Source organism: Escherichia sp. Lx600-2, assembly GCF_036662595.1.
GTDB lineage: Bacteria > Pseudomonadota > Gammaproteobacteria > Enterobacterales > Enterobacteriaceae > Escherichia > Escherichia coli.
Window position 1 is genome coordinate 1 of the sequence record NZ_JAYQWM010000051.1, and the last position, 22837, is coordinate 22837.

The window sequence follows — 22837 nt, forward strand, 5'->3', positions numbered from 1 at the left end:
GACAACGACCGCGAAGACTGGAAGCGTATCTCGGCATCAATGCGCAAACAGCCTGATGCCCTTCGCTACGACCGCCAGACTATTTTTGGCCTTGTCCGTGAACGTCCGATCGACATTCACAAAGACCCTGTGGCACTGAACAAATACATTACTGAATACCTGACTACAAAGGGCGTGTTTGAAGATGAAGGAAGAAATCAGAGCGCAACTGATACTCTCTCGTCGCCAGTACCAGAAACTGATGCAGTGGAAACGGCAATTCCGGACAACGAAAAAACCGAATGCAAAGTGGAAGTCGAACCATCTGTAGAGCGTGAAGGGCCGTTCTACTTCCTCTTCACCGACAAGGATGGCGAAAAATACGGTCGCGCAAACAAACTTTCTGGTCTGGATAAGGCACTGGCTGCAGGGGCTACTGAAATCACGAAAGAAGAATATTTCGGCCGCAAAAACGGTACATACTCAGGTTCACAACAAAATACTTGTGCATCTGACACGACCGCACAACCTGGGCCGGTAAAAGTTACCGCTGACGAAGTAAACAAAATTATGCAGGCAGCCAATATCAGCCAGCCTGACGCCGATGAACTGCTTGCAGTATCACGTGGTGAATTTGTTGCAGGGATTAGCGATCCGAATGATCCGAAATGGGTGAAGGGGATTGAAACCCGCGATTCTGTGAACCAGAACCAGCAAGAAATGGAACAGAACGACCAAAATGAAGAACAAAACAGCCCAAATGCGCGACAAAACGAGCCAGAAACGAAACTGCTTGAACCAGTAGCGCAACATGAAGTGGGAAAATTTTGCACCGCCTGTAGTCAGACCAGCGGCGGTAACTGTCCTGACTGTGGCGCAGTGATGGGCGACACAACATACCAGGAAACATTCGATGAAGAGAATCAGGTTGAAGTTCAGAAAGATGATCCGGAGGAAATGGAAGGCGCTGAACATCCACACAAGGAGAACACTGGCGGCAATCAGCATCACGATAGCGATAATGAAACTGGCGAGACAGCAAATCCCTTAATTAAGGTTAACTGTCATCATAAAGTCACATCCACCAGCAGGTTGTGGCACCATCTGATGATTGACCTTGAAACAATGGGAAAAAATCCTGATGCGCCAGTCAACGCTATAGCCGGTAAGTTTTTTGATCCGGTAACCGGAGAGATGGGACCAGAATTCAGCAAAACTATCGATCTGGAAACCGCAGGCGGAGTCATCGATCGGGACACCATTAAGTGGTGGCTGAAACAGTCACGCGAAGCACAATCCGCCATTCTTACCAATGAAATCCCGTTGGATGACGCGCTGTTGCAGTTCAGGGAGTTTATCGCCGAAAACTCCGGTGAATTTTTTGTTCAGGTGTGGGGAAATGGAGCCAACTTCGACAACGTAATTTTACGCCGTTCATATGAACGACAGGGGATCCCCTGTCCGTGGCGCTACAACAACGATCGTGATGTACGAACGATGGTTGCTCTGGGACTGGTGATAGATTTCGATGCCAGAACGACTATTCCATTCGAAGGTGAATGCCATAACGCCCTGCACGATGCGCGTTACCAGGCAAAATACGTTTCAGTTATCTGGCAAAAACTGATCCCGAGTCAGGCTGATTTTTAATGTTCAACCCTGATCGCCGTCCACCAGCTATAGTGGCGGCGGTTGCAAGGCAATTCTATGCAACAAATTATCTATCAGATAACACCCAGTGAATGGTGCGCTGAAAGCATCTTAATTGCTGCAACAGGATTAAAATCAGGCACTATCGAGCGAGCACGTAGAACATCATGGATGTTAGGAAGGGAATATATCCACTTCTCTGTGGATGGAGAGCCAAAACCAAACAGTGAATGCCTGTACAACATAGATGCAATTATGCGGTGGATAAAAAACCAGAAACAACCAGGTGCCAAAAATGCAAGTTCCGGTTAACCTGTTAATGCTCCTGGACGTCTGGGAGGTTTAATGAGTAACACATCATACCCAACAGGCGTTGAAAACCATGGCGGCTCACTCCGCATATGGTTTCACTATAACGGCAAACGTGTCAGAGAAAACCTCGGTATTCCTGACACAGCCAAAAACCGGAAGATTGCAGGCGAACTCAGGACTTCAGTTTGTTTTGCAATCAGAATGGGGAATTTCGACTACGCTGCGCAGTTCCCTGAGTCTCCAAATCTGAAACACTTCGGTCTGGGGAAAAGGGAGATAACCATTAAGGCACTTGCCGAAAAATGGCTGGATCTGAAGAAAATCGAGATAGGTGGTAACGCTCTCAATCGGTATCAATCTGTGGTGAGAAACATGCTCCCTCGTATAGGGGAAAATCGACTGGCTTCATCTGTAACAAAAGAAGATTTACTCTTTATCAGGAAAGATTTATTGACCGGGTATCACAATCTCTCGAACGGCAAGACAACTCCTGTCAAAGGGCGATCTGTAGTTACAGTTAATTACTACATGACGACAATTGCAGGTATGTTTCAATTTGCAGCTGACAACGGATACACAGAATCAAACCCGTTTAACGGTCTGACACCATTAAAAAGATCAAGAACAGAACCAGATCCGCTCACACATGACGAATTCATTCGTTTTATTGATGCTTGCCACCATCAACAAACAAAAAACCTGTGGTCTTTAGCAGTATACACAGGCATTCGTCATGGTGAACTGATATCTCTTGCCTGGGAGGATATTGATTTAAAAGCCAAAACAATGACTATCCGTCGTAATTATACAAAACTCGGTGAGTTCACTCTACCAAAAACCGAAGCGGGAACAGATCGTGTTATTCATCTTGTTCAACCAGCCGTTGATACCCTGAAAAGTCAGGCTGAAATGACAAGATTTGGTACTCAATATCAAATTGACGTCAAACTTCGGGAGTTCGGACGCACCGTAAGACATGAATGCACATTTGTTTTTAATCCGCAACTGGTAAAAAAATGCCAGCAGGCAGGCCACCACTACAAAGCAGACTCCATCAGAGACTCATGGGCATCGGCATTGAGACGGGCGGGACTACGGCACAGGAAAGCCTATCAGTCCAGGCATACTTATGCCTGCTGGGCATTATCGGCGGGAGCTAATCCAAGCTTTATCGCAAACCAGATGGGACATGCAAACGCCCAAATGGTTTTCAATGTTTACGGAGCATGGATGAAAGATAACAATATCGGGCAGATAGAACTGCTCAATAAGGAGTTAACTGAAAGTGTCCCATACATGCCCCACAGAGCGAGACGATGAAATAATCTCTTTCAGTATCATTGAGTTAGACTATTACTCCCGTCATGTTAACTGCGTGGAGGGCAACACCACGCTTTACGCCCTGCCGAAACCCGAGGTTGTCCTGCGCTGGCGTGAGCAGACCACAGATTACTTCCGCTTCTGTTTTAAGTTTCCGGCGACCATTTCGCATCAGGCAGCATTACGGCATTGCGATGATTTAGTGACTGAATTTTTGACCCGCATGTCACCGTTGGCTCCGCGCATTGGGCAATACTGGCTGCAACTGCCTGCCACCTTCGGCCCACGGGAGTTGCCTGCGCTTTGGCATTTTCTCGACTCTCTTCCTGGCGAATTTAATTATGGCGTGGAAGTCCGCCATCCACAGTTTTTCGCCAAAGGGGAAGAGGAACAAACGCTTAATCGCGGTTTACATCAGCGCGGCGTTAATCGGGTGATTTTAGACAGCCGCCCGGTTCATGCAGCACGTCCACACAGTGAAGCTATTCGCGACGCTCAACGAAAAAAACCTAAAGTTCCGGTACATGCTGTACTGACGGCGACAAATCCGCTGATCCGTTTTATCGGGAGTGATGATATGACGCAAAACCGGGAATTATTTCAGGTCTGGTTACAAAAATTAGCGCAGTGGCATCAGACCACTACGCCTTATCTTTTTTTACATACGCCAGATATTGCCCAGGCCCCGGAACTGGTACATACCCTGTGGGAAGACTTACGTAAAACGCTTCCAGAGATCGGAGCAGTTCCGGCTATTCCACAGCAATCTTCTCTTTTCTGAATTTGCCACCTATCATAGACAGGTGCCATCGGCCATTTTAAAGGGAGTTTGTATGGTAAGCGCGCTGTATGCCGTTTTAAGTGCGTTGTTATTAATGAAGTTCTCTTTTGATGTCGTTCGCCTGCGAATGCAGTACCGCGTTGCCTATGGCGACGGCGGTTTTAGCGAACTGCAAAGCGCTATTCGCATTCATGGTAACGCGGTGGAATATATTCCCATCGCGATTGTGCTGATGCTGTTTATGGAAATGAATGGCGCAGAAACCTGGATGGTGCATATTTGCGGCATCGTTTTGCTTGCTGGTCGTCTGATGCATTATTACGGTTTTCATCACCGTCTGTTTCGCTGGCGACGTTCCGGCATGAGCGCCACCTGGTGTGCGCTGTTGCTGATGGTGCTGGCGAATCTTTGGTATATGCCCTGGGAGTTGGTTTTCTCCCTGCGTTAGCGCACAATACGCCACTTTCTTTTTCCCGGATTTTTACGTTATGTCTCACCGCGACACGCTATTTTCTGCCCCTATCGCCAGACTGGGCGACTGGACCTTTGATGAACGGGTAGCTGAAGTCTTCCCGGATATGATCCAGCGTTCCGTTCCCGGCTATTCCAATATTATTTCCATGATTGGTATGTTAGCCGAGCGCTTCGTTCAACCTGGTACGCAGGTTTACGATCTGGGTTGTTCTCTGGGCGCGGCGACGCTCTCGGTGCGTCGCAACATTCATCATGATAATTGCAAAATTATTGCCATCGACAACTCCCCGGCGATGATTGAACGCTGCCGTCGTCATATTGACGCCTATAAAGCCCCTACGCCAGTAGACGTCATTGAAGGTGATATTCGCGATATCGCCATTGAAAACGCATCGATGGTGGTGCTGAATTTTACCCTGCAATTCCTGGAACCTTCCGAGCGCCAGGCATTACTGGATAAAATTTATCAAGGCCTGAACCCGGGCGGCGCACTGGTGCTGTCGGAAAAATTCAGTTTCGAAGATGCCAAAGTTGGTGAACTGTTGTTCAACATGCACCACGACTTTAAACGTGCCAACGGTTACAGCGAACTGGAGATCAGCCAGAAGCGCAGCATGCTGGAAAACGTGATGCTGACCGATTCCGTGGAAACCCATAAAGCACGCCTGCATAAAGCCGGTTTTGAGCATAGCGAGCTGTGGTTCCAGTGCTTTAACTTTGGTTCACTGGTGGCATTAAAAGCAGAGGACGCTGCATGATCGACTTTGGTAACTTTTATTCTCTGATTGCCAAAAATCATCTTTCACACTGGCTCGAAACGCTGCCCGCGCAGATTGCTAACTGGCAGCGCGAGCAGCAGCACGGGTTGTTTAAGCAGTGGTCAAATGCGGTGGAGTTTCTACCTGAAATTAAACCGTATCGTCTTGATTTATTGCATAGCGTTACGGCAGAAAGCGAAGAGCCACTGAGCGCAGGGCAAATTAAACGCATTGAAACGCTGATGCGCAACCTGATGCCGTGGCGCAAAGGGCCGTTCTCACTGTATGGCGTCAACATCGATACCGAATGGCGTTCCGACTGGAAATGGGATCGTGTTCTGCCCCATCTTTCTGATTTAACCGGACGCACCATTCTGGATGTCGGCTGCGGCAGTGGTTATCACATGTGGCGCATGATTGGCGCAGGCGCGCACCTCGCGGTGGGGATCGACCCTACGCAACTGTTTCTGTGCCAGTTTGAAGCGGTGCGTAAACTACTGGGTAATGATCAGCGCGCGCATTTGTTACCGCTAGGTATTGAACAACTTCCGGCACTGAAAGCCTTTGATACCGTCTTTTCGATGGGCGTGCTTTATCATCGTCGTTCACCGCTGGAGCATCTCTGGCAGTTGAAAGATCAACTGGTAAATGAAGGTGAACTGGTGCTTGAAACGCTGGTTATTGATGGTGATGAGAACACGGTGCTGGTGCCGGGCGATCGTTACGCGCAAATGCGTAATGTCTATTTCATCCCTTCCGCGCTGGCGCTAAAAAACTGGCTGAAGAAGTGTGGTTTTGTTGATATTCGCATTGCGGATGTGAGCGTTACCACCACAGAAGAACAGCGACGCACCGAATGGATGGTCACCGAATCGCTGGCAGATTTTCTTGATTCACATGATCCGGGTAAAACGGTTGAAGGTTATCCTGCGCCTAAACGCGCGGTGCTGATTGCGCGCAAGCCGTAAAGGTCTGGTATTACTGCCGGATGCGGCGTGAACGCCTTATCCGGCCTACAAAACCTTGCTAATTCAATATATTGCAGGGACTATGTAGGCCTGATAAGCATAGCGCATCAGGCAGCTTTACGTTTGCATAACCTCTGCGCCCGTTTCCGGGCGCTATTCACGTCTTACGCCTGAACAGCTGGCTGATCAAACGCCGTTAACTTCGGTGCGTTACCCGTATATTTTTCGATATACACCAGCGCAGAGTTACCGGCACAGGCATTTGCCAGCTGCGAGCTGGGGATATCCGCCGTTAACACGTTCGCACTGCCGTTTTTACACAAGCCATTTTCCAGATCTGGCCATGCACCTTCATGCACGCATACCACGCCTTTTTTGATCCCGTCAGTCACCACCGCACCTGTCAGAATCTGACCACGTTTGTTCCAGACACGCACCAGATCGCCATTCGCAATACCAAAGCGTGCAGCATCTTCGGTGTGAATAGTGATCGGTTCACGATCGGCAACCGCATATTTATTACGGAGTTCCGCATAGTTAAGCTGACTGTGTAAACGGTGTGCCGGATGTGCGGTCAGAAGCTGTAACTGCTTCTCGTCGGCGGTACCCTTCCACTCATCAGGCGCAAGCCAGGTTGGATGTGCCGGGCAATCCTTATAGCCAAATTTTTCCAGCGTTTTGGAGTAAATCTCAATTTTGCCGCTTGGCGTACCCAGCGCATTTTTCACCGGATCGGCGCGGAAATCACCATAACGAACGTACTGTTCGTTCTTCTCGCTGCGGCGCATTTCGATCAGTTTATTTTGCTGCCAGAAGGCATTAAACATTGGCATAGTGACGCGTTGCGCACGGGCACCTTTCTGAGCGGCATCATAGAAAAATTTCAGCCACGCCATTTCATCTTTACCATCGGTATAGATCTCTTTTCCGCCAGGTTTCAGTAATTCCGCAAGTTCGGCAAACACGTCAAAATCGTTTCGCGCTTCAAATTGCGGAGCGACAGCCTGCTTCATCGGTACAATATGCTGGTTGCTGTAATCACCGGTCATCGTCAAGTCATTGCGCTCAAACGATGTGGTGATCGGTAATACGATATCTGCATGTTTAGCAGCTGCGGTCCAGTAGCATTCAGAAACGACGATCATCTCCGGTTTCTGCCATGCTTTGATCAGACGATTAGTATCCTGGTGATGGGTAAAGTTACCGCCACCCGCCCACCAGATCATTTTGATATTCGGATACGTTTGTTCTTTACCGTTATGCTGATATTTGCCACCAGGATTTTCCAGCGCATCGACGATACGGGCAACAGGAATCGCCGTCATTCCGCCATCATCAGCGGCCTCGCTGGCCTGTCCGGCAATCGCCGCAGACATTTCCGGCAGCACGCCGCCAACACGCGTCGGGTTGCCACCATTGGAGTAATGATAAGAGAAACCAAAACCGCCGCCCGGTGTACCAATCTGCCCTAACATCGCCGCCAGCGTCACCAGCATCCAGTGTTTCTGTTCACCATATTGCTGGCGCTGAATTCCCCAGCCTGCCATCAGCATTGTGCGATTCGCCGCCATCAGTTCAGCGAGTTTGACTATCTGCGCTTCCGGTACGCCAGTAATTTCCGCCGCCCAGGCCGCGCTCTTCGGCGTATTATCGCTCTTACCTGTCAGATATTCTTCAAACTGCGGATACCCGGTGGTGTATTTTTCAAGGAACACTTTATCGTGTTTGCCTTGTGTCATCAGGGTATGCGCAATCCCTAACATCAGTGCCACGTCGGTGCCCATATTCGGCGCGATCCAGGTGGCATTATCGCCAAAGAACTCGATGGTTTCGGAGCGGATAGGATCAATGGCAATCACTGGTTTGCCAGATTTTTTCAGCTGATGGAAGTATTCCAGCCCTTGCTCATCGGTACTGCTCCAGGCAATTTTTAAGGTATTCAGCGGGTTCATTCCCCACAGCACCACAACCTGGCTGTTTTCCAGAATCAGCGGCCAGGAGGTCTGCTGTTCATACACCTCTACAGAACCGACCACATGCGGCATGATCACCTGTGCTGCCCCGGTTGAATAATCGCCGCTATGCCCGGAATAACCACCCGCCAGGTTCATATAACATTGCAGTAAGGTTTGCGCTTTATGCAACACGCCAGAAGAGCGCCAGCCGTAAGATCCGGCAAAAATGGCCGATGGTCCGTTAGCTTTACGAATACGCTCATGTTGCTCATGAATCAGTTTTAATGCTTGTTCCCAGCTCACCTGTACATAGGTATCTTCGCCTCGACCTTTCGCCGGTTGCAGTGGATTATCGAGATAGCTTTTTCTCACCATCGGATGCTGAATACGCGCCGTGGTGTGTACCTGATCCGCCGCCGTAGACTGTAAGGAGTTCGGTATGGTTTTCGCCAGCGCGCCTGTCGAAGAAACAATCTTGCCGTCCTTCACTTCTACGTTCATCGCTCCCCAACGTCCCGCGGTGAGGATTTTACCGCCCTTCTCTTCTGCCCATGCGGGTAGCGGTGCTGCCGATGTCACCACCAGCGCTCCAGCGGCAATACCGCTGTGTTTAATAAATTCACGTCTTGTTAATGTCATAACTTCCTCCCTGATCAACGAGGATCACTGTTTCTCGGTAATATCTTTGGCGTTGTACTGGAAATACCGCGTTAAAATGTCCAGTTCGTTTTCGCTCATGCTGGTTCGTGCCCCCATTCCTTTGGCAATGGACGGCCACGCATTGACGGTGTAATGGTCGGCGGCAATAGGGGCATGACAACCAGCGCAATAGGTATCGTCAAGTTTTTCAGCGTATTGCCATAGCGGTTTACGGTCCGCTAATGCGGGATCGGTAAGCGCACCCTGTAAAGACGCCTGACGCCATTGATTGCCGTATTCGTCAGCCTGCCATTCCCCGTTTACCGTGAGCGCCTTGATACCTTCTTCACTTAATGTGGCTAGCGCCAGCCGTTGACCTGCCGCCAGGTAGAGCGTGTTTTCACTGCCCTGCATTTGATAACCCTGCAACAGAACGATCGGCTGTTTGCCACTGGCATCAACGACGGTGAGATCGGTACCAGGATTCACGGTAGCCAGCTCGCCTATGCGAGAAGTTTTGAAAGGATAAATATGTGCGCCATTAGTCACTGAAGTAGCGGCCTGACTTTCCAGCTCATGCGCCGCGTTGTCATCCATTTTTATTTCTGGCGGAAAATGGGCAATGCCTTTATGACAATCGATACAGGTTTCGCCGCCCTTTTGTGCTTTGTTATGCATTTTCTGCGCAGATTCACTTTGCGAGGCAATATCCATGGCATCAAAAGAATGGCAACTACGGCACGTTGCAGAGTCAGTTGCTTTTAATTCTTTCCATACTGTTTCGGCCATTTCCTGGCGATGAGCTTCGAACTTATCGTCACTGTCTATTTTGCCACTAACAAATTCATGATAAATATCTTTAGATGCTTTTAATTTAGCGAATAAATAATCCATCCCTGACTTTGGAATATGGCAATCGGCACATTCCGCACGTATCCCTTTCTGGTTCGAAAAGTGGACAGTTCCCTGATATTCCTCAAAAGGTTTACTCATCGAGTGGCAGGAAAGGCAAAATGCTGTATCCGACGTTTTATGTAAGGCTTTTTGCGCCAGCAAGAACCCGCCGCCACCAACCACAACCGCTATCAGCAAAAACAATAACCCAATGCGTTTTTTCCCTCGCATAGATTCCTCTAATTAAATTCCAGAACACCGAAATCATTGTATAATTAAATATACAACGAATTAACCGCTTGCATAATTCGGCACAACACTGCCTGAAATAATCGCTAAAGAATATGATTTATTACAATGTAATCATTAATTGCTAAGGAATAACCCAGTTGTTATTTAGAATATATATTTGTCAGTTTTAGCAATTTAAATCACATAATTAATGTGAATATATAAAATATTTTTAGCACAACGCTATGTGCACTGTCACCCGCTCAACAGATCGCGGTAATCGTTCATTTTTTATACTATTCAGGGATAAAAAAAGGCCCCTGTTGAAATTGCAGGGGCCTGGTACGAGCAAGCATCATATTGGGCGACATGATGCAACGGTAAAAATCATTTGGCCTGATAGCGTTCAATGATTCCTTTCATTTCAGCAACCGCCGCCCCGTCTACGACATAACGCGAATACTCGTCCGCGTGTGCATCTGATGACATGGACAATCCTTGATTACGATAACGCATCGGTGAGGCTTGCCACGCTCCCGCGGAGCTATGGACTTCCAACACTCCGGCATCGAGGAAGTGGTGCAGGTTTTCTGCACGGACTCCTGCTCCGGCCATAATGATTGGAGCATCACGATGGGCAATAAGTTCCATAATTTTTGATAAACCTTGCAGTGCGTCTGATTTTTGCCCTGATGTCAGCACCCGGACAATGCCCAATTCCGCAAGATTATTGAGTGTATTTAGAGGGTTAGCGCACATATCAAAGGCGCGATGAAAAGTCACTGCCAGCGGACCGGCAGCAGCCATTATTTTTTCCATTCGTGGCATATCGACATTACCGTCAACATCGAGCACGCCCGTCACCAGTCCAGGAAAACCTAATTCGCGGACTGTGCGCACATCCTCAAGAATGGCGGCAAACTCACCGTCGCTGTAGCAAAAATCACCACCGCGTGGGCGGATAATCGGATGCACAGGGATCGTCACCCGCTGGCGCACGGATTTCAGTACACCCAACGACGGCGTTAAGCCCCCCTCTTTTGGGGCTGCGCATAATTCAACTCTGTCTGCGCCGTTTTGCTGCGCCGTTAGTGCACATTCCATGCTGTAACAGCAAATTTCCAGTAATGCCATTTTTACTCCTTAATTACGCCGACTGCTCGCTGGCAACGATCTCTTCAATGGACCACGGATGAAACTTAATCGTTGTTTTGCCATCGGTGACCCCCAGCGTCGGATTCGGTAATCGCTCATGCTCACCTTTTGGCGAACTGGTTTTCACTGAGATCCCCGGTAGGCTGAGTCCTTCATCAGAAAGCAATGCCAGCGCACGGGCATTCAGCGTTTCTGGATCACCCGGCAGAACGATTTCAATATGTTCCCAACCTTCGTGTGGGTAACGTTTTTCCCCGGGCCACGGTAGCTCCACAATAGAAAACTGCCAGTGAGCAACCTGTACCGGTTCATGCAATTTAAACAGACAAATCGGTCTGCCATTGATCATATTTTCTGACAAAAGCTCGCCGCACTGTTCAAACCCGCGACGCCAGCGTTCAGCGGTGGCGTTTTGATGGCAACGCAAGGAAATGTGATCGGCAGTCAACGGAGTGATATCCAACCCCAAACGGCGGGAAAGTTCATCTAATGCGTGGGTAAATCGCGGTAAATCCGATGCAATATCCTGCAGCTCGTCGATAGATTGCCAGTTCGCCATAATCACTCTTCGTCTTTCAGTAAAAGCGTTAATTTACCCTGTTGCCCTGTGCCAACCAACCGCTGATTTCACGCCGCTTCTGATGCAATAGTGAAAACGGCAATACGCCACGCGCACGTTGCTGACGAAAACAGCCATTTGCAGTATACTCCCGCCCTAATTTCTTTAACTGGTGCGGGCAATTTTTGCTCGCTTCATCAATGTAAGGTATTCCGGTGAATATTCAGGCTCTTCTCTCAGAAAAAGTCCGTCAGGCCATGATTGCGGCAGGCGCGCCTGCGGATTGCGAACCGCAGGTTCGTCAGTCAGCAAAAGTTCAGTTCGGCGACTATCAGGCTAACGGCATGATGGCAGTTGCTAAAAAACTGGGTATGGCACCGCGACAATTAGCAGAGCAGGTGCTGACTCATCTGGATCTTAACGGTATCGCCAGCAAAGTTGAGATCGCCGGTCCAGGCTTTATCAACATTTTCCTTGATCCGGCATTCCTGGCTGAACATGTTCAGCAGGCGCTGGCGTCCGATCGTCTCGGTGTTGCTACGCCAGAAAAACAGACCATTGTGGTTGACTACTCTGCGCCAAACGTGGCGAAAGAGATGCACGTCGGTCACCTGCGCTCTACCATTATTGGTGACGCAGCAGTGCGTACTCTGGAGTTCCTCGGTCACAAAGTGATTCGCGCAAACCACGTCGGCGACTGGGGCACTCAGTTCGGTATGCTGATTGCATGGCTGGAAAAGCAGCAGCAGGAAAACGCCGGTGAAATGGAGCTGGCTGACCTTGAAGGTTTCTACCGCGATGCGAAAAAGCATTACGACGAAGATGAAGAGTTTGCCGAGCGTGCACGTAACTACGTGGTAAAACTGCAAAGCGGTGACGCATATTTCCGCGAGATGTGGCGCAAACTGGTCGACATCACCATGACGCAGAACCAGATCACTTACGATCGTCTCAACGTGACGCTGACCCGTGATGACGTGATGGGCGAAAGCCTCTACAACCCAATGCTGCCAGGAATTGTGGCGGATCTCAAAGCCAAAGGTCTGGCAGTAGAAAGCGAAGGGGCGACCGTCGTATTCCTTGATGAGTTTAAAAACAAGGAAGGCGAACCGATGGGCGTGATCATTCAGAAGAAAGATGGCGGCTATCTCTACACCACCACTGATATCGCCTGTGCGAAATATCGTTATGAAACACTGCATGCCGATCGCGTGCTGTATTACATCGACTCCCGTCAGCATCAACACCTGATGCAGGCATGGGCGATCGTCCGTAAAGCAGGCTATGTACCGGAATCCGTACCGCTGGAACACCACATGTTCGGCATGATGCTGGGTAAAGACGGCAAACCGTTCAAAACCCGCGCGGGTGGTACAGTGAAACTGGCCGATCTGCTGGATGAAGCCCTGGAACGTGCACGCCGTCTGGTGGCAGAAAAGAACCCGGATATGCCAGCCGACGAGCTGGAAAAACTGGCTAACGCGGTTGGTATTGGTGCGGTGAAATATGCGGATCTCTCCAAAAACCGCACCACGGACTACATCTTCGACTGGGACAACATGCTGGCGTTTGAGGGTAATACCGCGCCATACATGCAGTATGCATACACGCGTGTATTGTCCGTGTTCCGTAAAGCAGAAATTGACGAAGAGCAACTGGCTGCAGCTCCGGTTATCATCCGTGAAGATCGTGAAGCGCAACTGGCAGCTCGCCTGCTGCAGTTTGAAGAAACCCTCACCGTGGTTGCCCGTGAAGGCACGCCGCATGTAATGTGTGCTTACCTGTACGATCTGGCCGGTCTGTTCTCTGGCTTCTACGAGCACTGCCCGATCCTCAGCGCAGAAAACGAAGAAGTGCGTAACAGCCGTCTGAAACTGGCACAACTGACAGCGAAGACGCTGAAGCTGGGTCTGGATACGCTGGGTATTGAGACTGTAGAGCGTATGTAATCGATTTTTCGTGAGAGTGAAGCCTGATCAGGGTTAGCCGATCAGGCTTTTTTATTGCCATCTAAATGTATTCTGAAAACGGACATGCCATCGTTTTCTCACTGTTGAGTAAGAGGCCAGAAGCGTAATATCCAGGCCCAGGAAAACGATAACGGTTCAATTTAAGGAATACCGCAGTGTTTAAATTTCTTGTATTAACATTAGGCATTATCTCTTGCCAGGCTTACGCAGAAGATACGGTTATAGTAAATGATCATGACATTTCAGCCATCAAAGATTGTTGGCAAAAAAATTCAGATGATGATACTGACATTAACGTGATCAAATCATGTCTGCGACAAGAATACAATCTCGTCGATGCGCAATTAAATAAAGCTTATGGTGAAGCTTATCGTTATATAGAACAAGTGCCACGCACAGGTGCAAAAAAACCTGATACTGAACAACTTAACTTGCTTAAAAAATCACAGCGAGCCTGGCTGGATTTTAGGGACAAAGAATGTGAATTAATCCTTTCAAATGAGGATGTTCAGGATTTAAGTGACCCTTATTCTGAATCAGAATGGCTATCATGTATGATCATACAGACCAATACGCGAACTCGCCAGTTGCAGCTATACCGTAACTCTGAAGATTTTTATCCAAGCCCTTTGACAAGAGGATAATTCACATCTTTTTGGCATGTTTTGTTGCAAGCTATTCCTGATAAATAATTGCAACAAAACATCGAGCCTTTTTCGCTGAGTTATTAAACATGCTCGCGAGCGCGTAATTTTTATTTGTCCTTCAGCGATAATTCACAATCACTTCATTCCGTTGTACCTTTAGCGGTGGAATTAACCGCCCACCGCCAGGCACTTCCCAGATAAAGCGCAACGGTTCTGCTGCCGCTATACCGGAAAAGGCCACGGTGGTTCCGCTCTGCCCCTCTAATTCGACACAACGAGATTGCGAACACAAGCGAACCCGCAGTCCTGCAGGTGTCGGGCCGATAAGCTGATAACGCCACGCCACCAGCGTCATCAATCCTGAAGCAGGTTGTCGAGTAGAAAGAGGCGCTGACGACATCGACTCACCGCGATGATTTAGCGTAATTCCGACACTACTTGCCTGCCACATCCCCTCCCCGGCGGCTTGCACTAGCAGCGGAAACAATAATATTGCTAATAAGGCTCTCATTATTTGCCGCCAATCGTCGCCGTCATACGGATATGTCGGTTATCTGATAGTTCCAGATTCGACAGCACCACTAACTGCGGCAAGCTGCGGCGCAGAAAGCGAGACAATAATGGTCGTAGCGCGTGGTTCACCAACAATACTGGCGGCGCACCCAACATCTCCTGACGGGATAGCGCTTCCTGAGTTTGCGCCAGTAAACGATCCGCCAACCCTGGCTCCAGTCCGCCCCCGCCCTGCAGCGCCTGTAGTAACAAACGTTCCAGCGGTGTATCGAGGCCAATAACATGGACTTCATCTTTGCCAGGAAACCACTGCTGGGTAATCGCCCGTCCCAACGCCACGCGCACGACGGCGGTTAATTCATGTGGATCGCTTTGGATGGGCGCATGTTCCGCCAGCGTTTCGAGAATGGTGCGCATATCGCGAATCGGTACTTTTTCATCGAGGAGATTTTGCAGCACTTTATGCAGTGTGGTGAGCGTGACGACGCCAGGAACGAGATCTTCCGTCAGCTTTGGCATCTCCTGGGCGACGCGATCCAACAGCTGTTGCGCCTCCTGACGACCAAACAGCTCTGCGGCATGCTGGCTAATGAGGTGGTTAAGATGCGTTGCTACCACCGTGCTGGCCTCAACCACTGTGTACCCCTGAATCTGCGCCTGTTCTTTTAGCGCACTTTCAATCCAGATAGCATTCAGGCCAAATGCCGGATCGACGGTCGCCTCACCAGGTAACGTCCCGGCAGCGGTACCAGGGTTAATTGCCAGCCAGCGCCCCGGATAAGCATCACCACTGCCAATCTCTACGCCTTTCATCAAAATACGATAACGTGCCGGTTGCAGATCCATATTGTCGCGAATGTGCACCACCGGCGGCAAGAAGCCCATTTCCTGAGCAAATTTCTTACGAATACTACGAATACGGCCCAGCAACTCGCCATCTTGTTGGAAATCAACCATCGGGATCAGTCGATAACCCACTTCCATTCCCAGAGAATCTTCCAGTTGTACATCGTTCCACGTCGCTTCGACAACGGTATTATTCTCTGCCATTTTTACCGGTTTGGGTTCGGCAGGCGCTTTTTGTTCGCGTCCGCGTATCCACCAGGCCAGCCCGAGCAATCCGGCAGTGAACAGCAAAAATACCAGGTTCGGCATTCCAGGCACCAGGCCGAGTAAACCGAGCACGGCGGCGCTTAACAACATAACGCTTGGGTTACTGAAAAGCTGATTCACCATCTGCTCGCCAACATCCTGATCGGTGCTGACACGCGTAACGATGACCCCCGCGGCGGTAGAAATCACCAGCGCCGGAATTTGTGCCACCAGACCGTCGCCAATGGTCAATAGCGTATAACTTTCCGCCGCGTGTCCCATGCTCATGCCATGTTGCAGCACGCCGACCAGCAACCCGCCGACAACGTTAATGACCATGATGAGGATCCCGGCGATGGCATCGCCGCGAACAAACTTACTTGCCCCGTCCATTGAGCCGTAAAAATCGGCTTCCTGAGTGACTTCGGAGCGGCGTTTTTTCGCCTCATCTTCACCAATCAATCCGGCGTTAAGGTCGGCGTCAATCGCCATCTGCTTACCCGGCATACCATCGAGAACAAAGCGCGCACCCACTTCTGCGATACGCCCGGCACCTTTGGTAATGACCATAAAGTTGATGATCACGAGAATGACAAACACCACGATACCGATAGCGAAATTGCCACCAACGAGGAAGTGACCGAACGCTTCGACCACCTTCCCTGCCGCCGCTGCGCCGGTATGCCCTTCCATCAAAATGATACGGGTTGAAGCCACGTTAAGTGCCAGACGCAACAGCGTGGTAAACAACAGAATGGTCGGAAACGCAGCAAACTCGAGCGTGCGCTGGGTAAACATCGCCACCAGCAACACCATGATCGACAAGGCAATATTGAAGGTAAACAACAGGTCGAGTATGAATGCGGGTAGTGGCAGCACCATCATCGACAAGATCAACAGGATCAAAATCGGTCCGGCAAGGATCTGCCATTGTGTCGATTTCAGGTTTGCGGGCAGGCGCAGCATCGCGGCCAGATTACTCATGGGTCGGTTTCTCGTTAATAAAATCCAGGGCTTCCGGCACCGGAAGATGAGTAGGTTGTACAGGGCGCTGTCCACCAGCCAGACGCCAGCGTTTCAGTTGCCAGACCCAGGCCAGCACTTCCGCCACCGCGGCGTACAGTTGACCCGGGATTTGTTGACCAATCTCCGCATGTCGATACAGCGCTCGCGCCAGCGGCGGCGCTTCAAGCGTCGGGACGTTATTTTCAGCGCCAATTTCACGAATGCGCAGCGCGACCAGCCCTGCACCTTTAGCGACCACTTTCGGTGCGCTCATTTTGTTTTCGTCATACTGCAACGCTACCGAATAGTGGGTCGGGTTATTGACAATGACATCCGCTTTCGGCACATCGGCCATCATCCGACGCCGTGCAGCCGCTCGCTGCATCTGACGGATCCGCCCTTTAACATGGGGGTCGCCTTCGCTTTGTTTGAACTCATCACGAATATCCTGCCGCGACATACGCAGCTTTTTCAGGTGGCTGAAGATTTGGAAAAAGACGTCAAATCCCACCATTGGAATGACACCAAGCACCACCAGCAGTGCGCATAGCCCTACCAGATCCATCGCATTACCCATGGCGGTAATCGGAGACTCGGCCATTAAGCGCATCATCTGCGGCCAGTGATGCCAGAGAAAAAACCCCGTCACGCTGCCAACCAGGATGGTTTTCAAAATTGCTTTAAGTAACTCCGCGCCAGTCTGTGCCGAGAACATCCGTTTAATGCCCGGTAGCGGGTTGAGTTTGGAAAACTTCGGCTGCAAGGATTTGCCGCTAAATACCAGCCCTCCCAGCATGACCGGAGAAATGAGCGCCACCAGCACCACGCCGCTAATCAGCGGCAGCAGCGCCAGCATGGCTTCTCTGATCAGCAGAATAATTTGCCCGAGGATCAGATTCGGGTCATTGATAATACTGTGATCAAAATGCAGCCCAGCGGAGAGCATGCCCGACAATCGACGGGCCAGCGACACACCGCCAAACCAGATAACACTAACGCCCACCAGCAAAATCAGCAGTGAGGTCAGTTCACGGGAACGCGGGATTTGCCCCTCTTCCCGCGCTTTTTCTAGTCGGTGAGGTGTGGGGGCTTCTGTTTTGTCGTCGCTCTCGTCAGACACGTCGCCAATCCTGGAAAGAGTATTAAGCGTGAATGATGCCAGAGAGCAAAGCGTTCAATGGTTTGAGTAAGGGGCAAAACAGGCGGGATTTAGGGCTTTTGCTGCCACACATCAAACATAGTGTGCGTTTGTCGGATGCGGCGTCATCGCCTTATCAGACCGCCTGATATGACGTGGTCACGCCACATCAGGCAATACAAATCAAAATCCAAGACTATCCAACAAATCGTCCACCTGATCCTGACTGGCTACCACACCGGCTTTGCTGGTATCGACCTGAGGTCCATTAAGCAAACTCTGGTTTTCACGTTTTGGACGCGACTCCTGTTCCGGGATGTTTTCCAACAGCACCATCAGCAACTGGCGTTCGATCTCCTGAATGACATCCATCATCCGCTTAATGACCTGCCCGGTGAGATCCTGAAAATCCTGCGCCATCATGATTTCCAGCAGTTGCGCGTTAGTAAAGCTGGTATGCGCGGGTACATCTGCCAGAAATTGTCGTGTATCTGTTACCAGTTCACGGGCGTCGGCAAGGTCAATCGGATCGGCAAACCAGTCATCCCAACGTTGGGTTAACGCTTTTGCTGATTTCTCCATTTGATCCTGATGCGGTTGTGACGCCTCAACACTGTTCAGCGCCCGCTCCGCAGCCTGGGCGGTCATCTGCACAACATAGTACAAACGATCGCGCGCATCCGGGATGGCTTCCGCCGCTTCGGCAATGGCCTGATCCAGCCCCAGTTCCCGCAAACTGTCGCGCAGCATACGCGTCAGGCTGCCGATGCGCGCAATGATATCGCCAGCTGAATGCTCGTCAGCAGGTTTGATTGATGGTTGCATCATAGTCGCATCCTCACATGCCCAGTTTCTCAAAGATTTTGTTGAGTTTTTCCTCCAGCGTCGCGGCGGTAAATGGCTTCACCACATAGCCACTGGCCCCCGCTTGCGCCGCAGCAATAATGTTTTCTTTCTTCGCTTCTGCAGTCACCATTAACACTGGCAATGCCGACATCCCGCCATCTGCACGAATCGTTTTCAGCAACTCCAGGCCATCCATATTGGGCATGTTCCAGTCGGAGATAACAAATCCATAACCGCCTGCCTGCAACTTATTGAGAGCGTCGACGCCATCTTCCGCTTCCTCAACATTATTAAATCCCAGCTCTTTCAGCAGGTTACGCACTATGCGTCGCATGGTGGAAAAGTCATCCACAACCAAAAATTTAAGTTCTTTATCCGCCATTTCACACTCCTGATTTAAATACGTATCGCCTGTCCGGCACTAATTTTTGCCAACATTTGCTGGCTTACCTGGCTAAGATCGACCACTTCGCAGACACCACCCATATTGATGGCCTCACGCGGCATGCCGAACACCACGCAACTTGCTTCGTTTTGCGCAAGGGTCCATGCCCCCGCCTGACGCATCGCCAACATTCCTGCCGCGCCGTCGTTGCCCATACCGGTCAGGATCACCCCAACCGCATTACGCCCCGCCTGTTTGGCGACAGAATGGAACAACACATCTACCGAAGGCCGATGACGGTTAACCGCCGGGCCATCGTGAATTTTGATTTGATAATTTGCGCCACTACGCGCCAGCTCCATATGCCGATCGCCCGGCGCGATATAGGCATGCCCCGGCAAGACACGTTCTCCGTCTTCGGCTTCTTTAACCCCGATCTGGCAAAGCTTATTAAGTCTGTCGGCAAAAGAGCGGGTGAAACCGGGCGGCATATGCTGGGTAATTAACAGTGCCGGGCTGGAAAGCGGCAACGGTTGCAGTACGTGACGAATTGCCTCAGTTCCACCCGTTGAAGCACCAATCGCAATCAGTTTTTCAGAACTCAGCAACGGCCCCGCCTTCAGCGTTGTCGGTGCCGACAATGGCTTATGTGCTGCAAGGCTCGCCTTTGCTGCCGTACGCACCTTTTCAGCAATCATTTCGCTATACGCCAGCATACCTTCGCGAATACCCAGTTGCGGTTTGGTGACAAAATCTATCGCCCCCAGCTCCAGCGCGCGCAGCGTAACTTCTGACCCTTTGCCGGTCAGGGAAGAAACCATCACTACGGGCATTGGACGCAAACGCATTAATTTTTCGAGGAAATCCAGTCCGTCCATCCGCGGCATTTCAACATCCAGCGTCAATACATCGGGATTGAATTTCTTAATCAAATCACGCGCAACCAGCGGATCAGGGGCGGTCGCCACCATTTCCATGTCGCTATGGCTGTTGATGATTTCTGTCATGATCTGGCGCATCAGTGCCGAATCATCGACAGATAACACCCTGATTTTGCTCATCGTTAATCCTTACTTAGCGCATACACCGTCTGACCACGCAGCGTGAAGCGGCGCTCAAGGTGGCTAAAGTTTTCAGAGTGACCCGCAAACAGCAATCCGTCGGGTTTAAGGAGCGGAACAAAGCGGCGCAAAATCTCCTGCTGGGTAGTTTGATCGAAGTAGATCATGACGTTACGACAGAAGATCGCATCAAACGGCCCCGGCACGGTGTACTGTTTCGCCAGTAGATTCAGCGGGGCAAAATCAACATAGTTCGCCAGCTCCTGACGCACGCGTACCAGCCCTTCATGCGGTCCCGTCCCTCGCATGAAATACCGTTGCAGTTGCTGCGGCGTCAGGTTTTTCAACTCTTCATGGCGATAGATACCGCTTCTGGCTTTTTCCAGCACTTCGGTGTCGATATCACTGGCAAACACTTTCCAGCGTCCGGGCGCGGTGCCCAATGTGTCAGCCAGCGTCATCGCAATGCTGTACGGCTCTTCGCCGGTCGAAGCCGCCGCGCTCCATACGCGATACTCGCCAGAACGGCGACGTGCGTGATCCGCGAGCAGAGGGAAATGATGTGCCTCACGGAAAAATGCCGTCAGATTCGTGGTCAGCGAATTGATAAACGCCTGCCACTCACCGCTGTGCTGATTAGATTCCAGCAAGTTCAGATAATGACCGAAATCCGTCAGTCCCAGCGAACGCAAACGACGAACCAGTCGGTTGTAAACCATGTCGCGTTTATGGTCAGCCAGAACGATCCCGGCTCGTTGATAGATCAATTGACTTATCCGCCGAAAATGCGCGTCGGAAAGCGCCAGGCGCTCGGTCATCTGTAACAATAAAGACGTTTGCCCACAGGGCAGAGATGAAGTCATAGCGCCTTCTCAATCACTTCAGGATACCACTGGCGCAATTTGTAACTGCGCCGACTCATGTCGTGCTACTTCATGTTCTTCAAGGGTAAATACCGCCACACGCGACGAAAGATGGTCGGCCTGATTCGCCAGTTGTTCCGTTGCCACCGCCGCTTCTTCTACCAGCGAGGCGTTCTGCTGAGTCACCTGATCCATCTGGCTGACAGCCTGTGCAACCTGCTCAATCCCCCGCCGTTGTTCTTCCGACGCCGAAGCAATTTCTCCCATAATGTCGTTCACGCGGGTCACCGAACTGACAATATCGGTCATGGTCGCGGCGGCGTTATTCACCAGTTTCGAACCCTGCTGGACACGATTGACTGACTCTTCGATCAGCCCTTTGATCTCTTTTGCTGCCTGCGCGCTACGGCTGGCAAGATTGCGCACTTCACCTGCCACTACCGCAAAACCACGCCCCTGCTCTCCGGCGCGAGCCGCTTCCACTGCCGCATTCAGGGCCAGAATATTAGTCTGGAAAGCAATTCCGTCGATAACGCTGATAATGTCGCCAATTTTTTGCGAGCTGGTGGCGATCTCCTGCATGGTGTGAGTCATGGTACTGACCTGAACACCGCCCGCCTGCGCCGTTGTCGCGGCATTTTTTGCCAGTTCCGACGCCTGTCGTGCGTTATCGGCGTTTTGCCCTACCGTGGCGGTTAATTGCTCCATACTGGCGGCCGTTTGTGCCAGCGATGCCGCCTGCTGTTCGGTACGACTTGAGAGATCGTTATTGCCTGCGACAATCTCCGCGATCCCAATGTGCATCTCCTGGCTTCCCTTACGCACATCACTCACCGTCCCACGCAAAGCCTGCTGCATGGTCTTCAGGCTGGCAAAAATGGCGGTGATCTCATTACGACCATATACCGCAATCGGACGCGCCAGATTACCCGCAGCAATGCTGTCAAAATGGCTACCGATAATGGCCAGTGGTTGAACAATCATCTTGCGCGTCCACCACAGCGCACTGCTGATGTAGATCGCCGCAACAATAATCATGCTGATAAACACCAGCGCCGAAATCTGATAGTTACGCTGGCTTTGCGCACTGGCGGCTTCCAGCACATGGTTGATCTCCAGCTGCCAGGCCTCAAAGTTAACGTCAAACGCATTCTGTGATCCCTGCACCGGCGCAGTGAGGAAATCCGAAAGTTGATTACTTTCAAGCCAGGTCGCCTGATGTTCGAGATCGTTGTGCCAGCGGGCAAAACTTTTCTCCGTCTCTTTTTGCAATACCCTGACGTGCTCGTTGCCCGCAGTCATCGCCATAAAACTTTTAAACAGCGTGGTGGATTGCGTCAGACTGGCGCGCGCCGTCGTCATCAACGTTTTAATGTCATCCGCCGGATAGCTAAGCGCTGTCAGAGTGCCTGCTTTGTTCAGCGCGGTACTGGCCTGTAACATTACCGCCCGAGTTTGCGCTAATGCCGCACGTTGCTGATTGCTCTGCTCGACCTGATTCAGTCGTTGCAAATCGTCGCGAAATGCCCAAAAAGACATGCCGTTACTGCCAATCTGCAAGATCCCGCAGAGAATCAAAATTAAAAACAGCGTGGTCGAAATTCGAATACGATTAAACATCAACGCTCCCCATCAGGCGGCA

General features: G+C 50.7%; 22 protein-coding genes. 9 read left to right on the plus strand and 13 right to left on the minus strand.

Features of this window, described 5'->3' with window-relative positions; all coding sequences use genetic code 11:
- The 7 genes from OQV04_RS16740 to cmoB all read left to right on the plus strand — a co-directional run.
- A partial coding sequence (locus OQV04_RS16740) for an exonuclease (protein ID WP_106490570.1) occupies positions 1–1629 on the plus strand: 1629 nt, incomplete at its 5' end.
- 57 nt (positions 1630–1686) lie between these two features.
- On the plus strand, positions 1687–1941 hold the full coding sequence (xisR, locus tag OQV04_RS16745) for an excisionase family protein (protein ID WP_032253515.1): 255 nt from the start codon (positions 1687–1689) through the stop codon (positions 1939–1941).
- A 33-nt stretch (positions 1942–1974) separates the two neighbouring features.
- Positions 1975–3261 carry a tyrosine-type recombinase/integrase gene (locus OQV04_RS16750; protein WP_033801056.1) on the plus strand — a complete coding sequence of 429 codons (1287 nt, stop codon included), beginning with the start codon at positions 1975–1977 and terminating at the stop codon, positions 3259–3261.
- Between the two features lies 1 nt (position 3262).
- Positions 3263–4042, plus strand: coding sequence for a DUF72 domain-containing protein (locus OQV04_RS16755; RefSeq protein ID WP_423781030.1), 780 nt, complete (start codon positions 3263–3265; stop codon positions 4040–4042).
- A 52-nt stretch (positions 4043–4094) separates the two neighbouring features.
- Complete coding sequence (locus OQV04_RS16760) at positions 4095–4490, plus strand: MAPEG family protein (protein ID WP_000252980.1); 396 nt, start codon at positions 4095–4097, stop codon at positions 4488–4490.
- Between the two features lie 40 nt (positions 4491–4530).
- Positions 4531–5274 (plus strand): carboxy-S-adenosyl-L-methionine synthase CmoA, encoded by a 744-nt coding sequence (gene cmoA / locus OQV04_RS16765; protein ID WP_000019588.1) that lies wholly within the window; start codon positions 4531–4533, stop codon positions 5272–5274.
- A complete protein-coding gene (gene cmoB, locus OQV04_RS16770; protein WP_000564727.1) occupies positions 5271–6242 on the plus strand; it encodes a tRNA 5-methoxyuridine(34)/uridine 5-oxyacetic acid(34) synthase CmoB in 972 nt (323 codons plus the stop codon). The genes cmoA and cmoB overlap by 4 nt, the downstream gene beginning before the upstream one ends.
- 164 nt (positions 6243–6406) lie before the next feature.
- Here the strand turns inward: cmoB and torZ are convergent, their stop codons facing one another.
- The 4 genes from torZ to OQV04_RS16790 all read right to left on the minus strand — a co-directional run bounded on the left by torZ (position 6407) and on the right by OQV04_RS16790 (position 11675).
- A complete protein-coding gene (gene torZ, locus OQV04_RS16775) occupies positions 6407–8836 on the minus strand; it encodes a trimethylamine N-oxide reductase TorZ (RefSeq protein ID WP_099145259.1) in 2430 nt (809 codons plus the stop codon).
- A 24-nt stretch (positions 8837–8860) separates the two neighbouring features.
- A complete protein-coding gene (locus OQV04_RS16780; protein WP_001214275.1) occupies positions 8861–9961 on the minus strand; it encodes a NapC/NirT family cytochrome c in 1101 nt (366 codons plus the stop codon).
- A gap of 387 nt (positions 9962–10348) precedes the next feature.
- Entirely contained in the window at positions 10349–11095 is a 747-nt protein-coding gene (cutC, locus tag OQV04_RS16785) for a copper homeostasis protein CutC (protein WP_021556903.1), read from the minus strand.
- 13 nt (positions 11096–11108) lie between these two features.
- The gene (locus OQV04_RS16790) at positions 11109–11675 is read right to left on the minus strand and encodes a VOC family protein (RefSeq protein ID WP_032281042.1); all 567 of its coding nucleotides are present in this window, start codon (positions 11673–11675) and stop codon (positions 11109–11111) included.
- Between the two features lie 215 nt (positions 11676–11890).
- Between OQV04_RS16790 and argS the strand changes: the two genes are divergently transcribed.
- On the plus strand, positions 11891–13624 hold the full coding sequence (gene argS, locus OQV04_RS16795) for an arginine--tRNA ligase (protein ID WP_021556904.1): 1734 nt from the start codon (positions 11891–11893) through the stop codon (positions 13622–13624).
- 41 nt (positions 13625–13665) lie between these two features.
- Here argS and OQV04_RS16800 read toward each other — a convergent pair whose 3' ends face one another.
- Complete coding sequence (locus tag OQV04_RS16800; protein WP_212734366.1) at positions 13666–13710, minus strand: hypothetical protein; 45 nt, start codon at positions 13708–13710, stop codon at positions 13666–13668.
- Positions 13711–13800: 90 nt separating this feature from the next.
- On the opposite strand from OQV04_RS16800, the gene OQV04_RS16805 reads away from it, so the two are divergent.
- A complete protein-coding gene (locus tag OQV04_RS16805) occupies positions 13801–14289 on the plus strand; it encodes a lysozyme inhibitor LprI family protein (protein WP_001307852.1) in 489 nt (162 codons plus the stop codon).
- A 121-nt stretch (positions 14290–14410) separates the two neighbouring features.
- Here the strand turns inward: OQV04_RS16805 and flhE are convergent, their stop codons facing one another.
- From flhE to tap, 8 genes are all read right to left on the minus strand, one after another.
- Positions 14411–14803 carry a flagellar protein FlhE gene (gene flhE, locus OQV04_RS16810; RefSeq protein ID WP_001202071.1) on the minus strand — a complete coding sequence of 131 codons (393 nt, stop codon included), beginning with the start codon at positions 14801–14803 and terminating at the stop codon, positions 14411–14413.
- On the minus strand, positions 14803–16881 hold the full coding sequence (gene flhA, locus OQV04_RS16815; protein WP_000066983.1) for a flagellar biosynthesis protein FlhA: 2079 nt from the start codon (positions 16879–16881) through the stop codon (positions 14803–14805). Before flhA ends, flhE begins: the two co-directional genes overlap by 1 nt.
- The gene (gene flhB, locus OQV04_RS16820) at positions 16874–18022 is read right to left on the minus strand and encodes a flagellar biosynthesis protein FlhB (RefSeq protein WP_001278954.1); all 1149 of its coding nucleotides are present in this window, start codon (positions 18020–18022) and stop codon (positions 16874–16876) included. Before flhB ends, flhA begins: the two co-directional genes overlap by 8 nt.
- A 201-nt stretch (positions 18023–18223) precedes the next feature.
- Positions 18224–18868, minus strand: coding sequence for a protein phosphatase CheZ (gene cheZ, locus OQV04_RS16825; protein WP_000983609.1), 645 nt, complete (start codon positions 18866–18868; stop codon positions 18224–18226).
- A gap of 10 nt (positions 18869–18878) precedes the next feature.
- Entirely contained in the window at positions 18879–19268 is a 390-nt protein-coding gene (cheY, locus tag OQV04_RS16830; protein ID WP_000763871.1) for a chemotaxis response regulator CheY, read from the minus strand.
- Positions 19269–19282: 14 nt separating this feature from the next.
- Positions 19283–20332, minus strand: a complete 1050-nt coding sequence (gene cheB / locus OQV04_RS16835) for a protein-glutamate methylesterase/protein glutamine deamidase (protein ID WP_000036371.1) — start codon at positions 20330–20332, stop codon at positions 19283–19285.
- Positions 20333–20334: 2 nt separating this feature from the next.
- Complete coding sequence (cheR, locus tag OQV04_RS16840; RefSeq protein WP_000204337.1) at positions 20335–21195, minus strand: protein-glutamate O-methyltransferase CheR; 861 nt, start codon at positions 21193–21195, stop codon at positions 20335–20337.
- A gap of 18 nt (positions 21196–21213) precedes the next feature.
- On the minus strand, positions 21214–22815 hold the full coding sequence (gene tap, locus OQV04_RS16845; protein ID WP_021513093.1) for a methyl-accepting chemotaxis protein IV: 1602 nt from the start codon (positions 22813–22815) through the stop codon (positions 21214–21216).
- Between the last annotated feature and the right edge of the window lie 22 nt (positions 22816–22837).

Coding starts and splice junctions, on each gene's coding strand:
- xisR (WP_032253515.1), top strand. CDS start 1,687: ATGCAACAAATTATCTATCAGATAACACCCAGTGAATGGTGCGCTGAA.
- OQV04_RS16750 (WP_033801056.1), top strand. CDS start 1,975: ATGAGTAACACATCATACCCAACAGGCGTTGAAAACCATGGCGGCTCA.
- OQV04_RS16760 (WP_000252980.1), top strand. CDS start 4,095: ATGGTAAGCGCGCTGTATGCCGTTTTAAGTGCGTTGTTATTAATGAAG.
- cmoA (WP_000019588.1), top strand. CDS start 4,531: ATGTCTCACCGCGACACGCTATTTTCTGCCCCTATCGCCAGACTGGGC.
- cmoB (WP_000564727.1), top strand. CDS start 5,271: ATGATCGACTTTGGTAACTTTTATTCTCTGATTGCCAAAAATCATCTT.
- torZ (WP_099145259.1), bottom strand. CDS start 8,836: ATGACATTAACAAGACGTGAATTTATTAAACACAGCGGTATTGCCGCT.
- OQV04_RS16780 (WP_001214275.1), bottom strand. CDS start 9,961: ATGCGAGGGAAAAAACGCATTGGGTTATTGTTTTTGCTGATAGCGGTT.
- cutC (WP_021556903.1), bottom strand. CDS start 11,095: ATGGCATTACTGGAAATTTGCTGTTACAGCATGGAATGTGCACTAACG.
- OQV04_RS16790 (WP_032281042.1), bottom strand. CDS start 11,675: ATGGCGAACTGGCAATCTATCGACGAGCTGCAGGATATTGCATCGGAT.
- flhE (WP_001202071.1), bottom strand. CDS start 14,803: ATGAGAGCCTTATTAGCAATATTATTGTTTCCGCTGCTAGTGCAAGCC.
- flhA (WP_000066983.1), bottom strand. CDS start 16,881: ATGAGTAATCTGGCCGCGATGCTGCGCCTGCCCGCAAACCTGAAATCG.
- cheZ (WP_000983609.1), bottom strand. CDS start 18,868: ATGATGCAACCATCAATCAAACCTGCTGACGAGCATTCAGCTGGCGAT.
- cheY (WP_000763871.1), bottom strand. CDS start 19,268: ATGGCGGATAAAGAACTTAAATTTTTGGTTGTGGATGACTTTTCCACC.
- cheB (WP_000036371.1), bottom strand. CDS start 20,332: ATGAGCAAAATCAGGGTGTTATCTGTCGATGATTCGGCACTGATGCGC.
- cheR (WP_000204337.1), bottom strand. CDS start 21,195: ATGACTTCATCTCTGCCCTGTGGGCAAACGTCTTTATTGTTACAGATG.
- tap (WP_021513093.1), bottom strand. CDS start 22,815: ATGTTTAATCGTATTCGAATTTCGACCACGCTGTTTTTAATTTTGATT.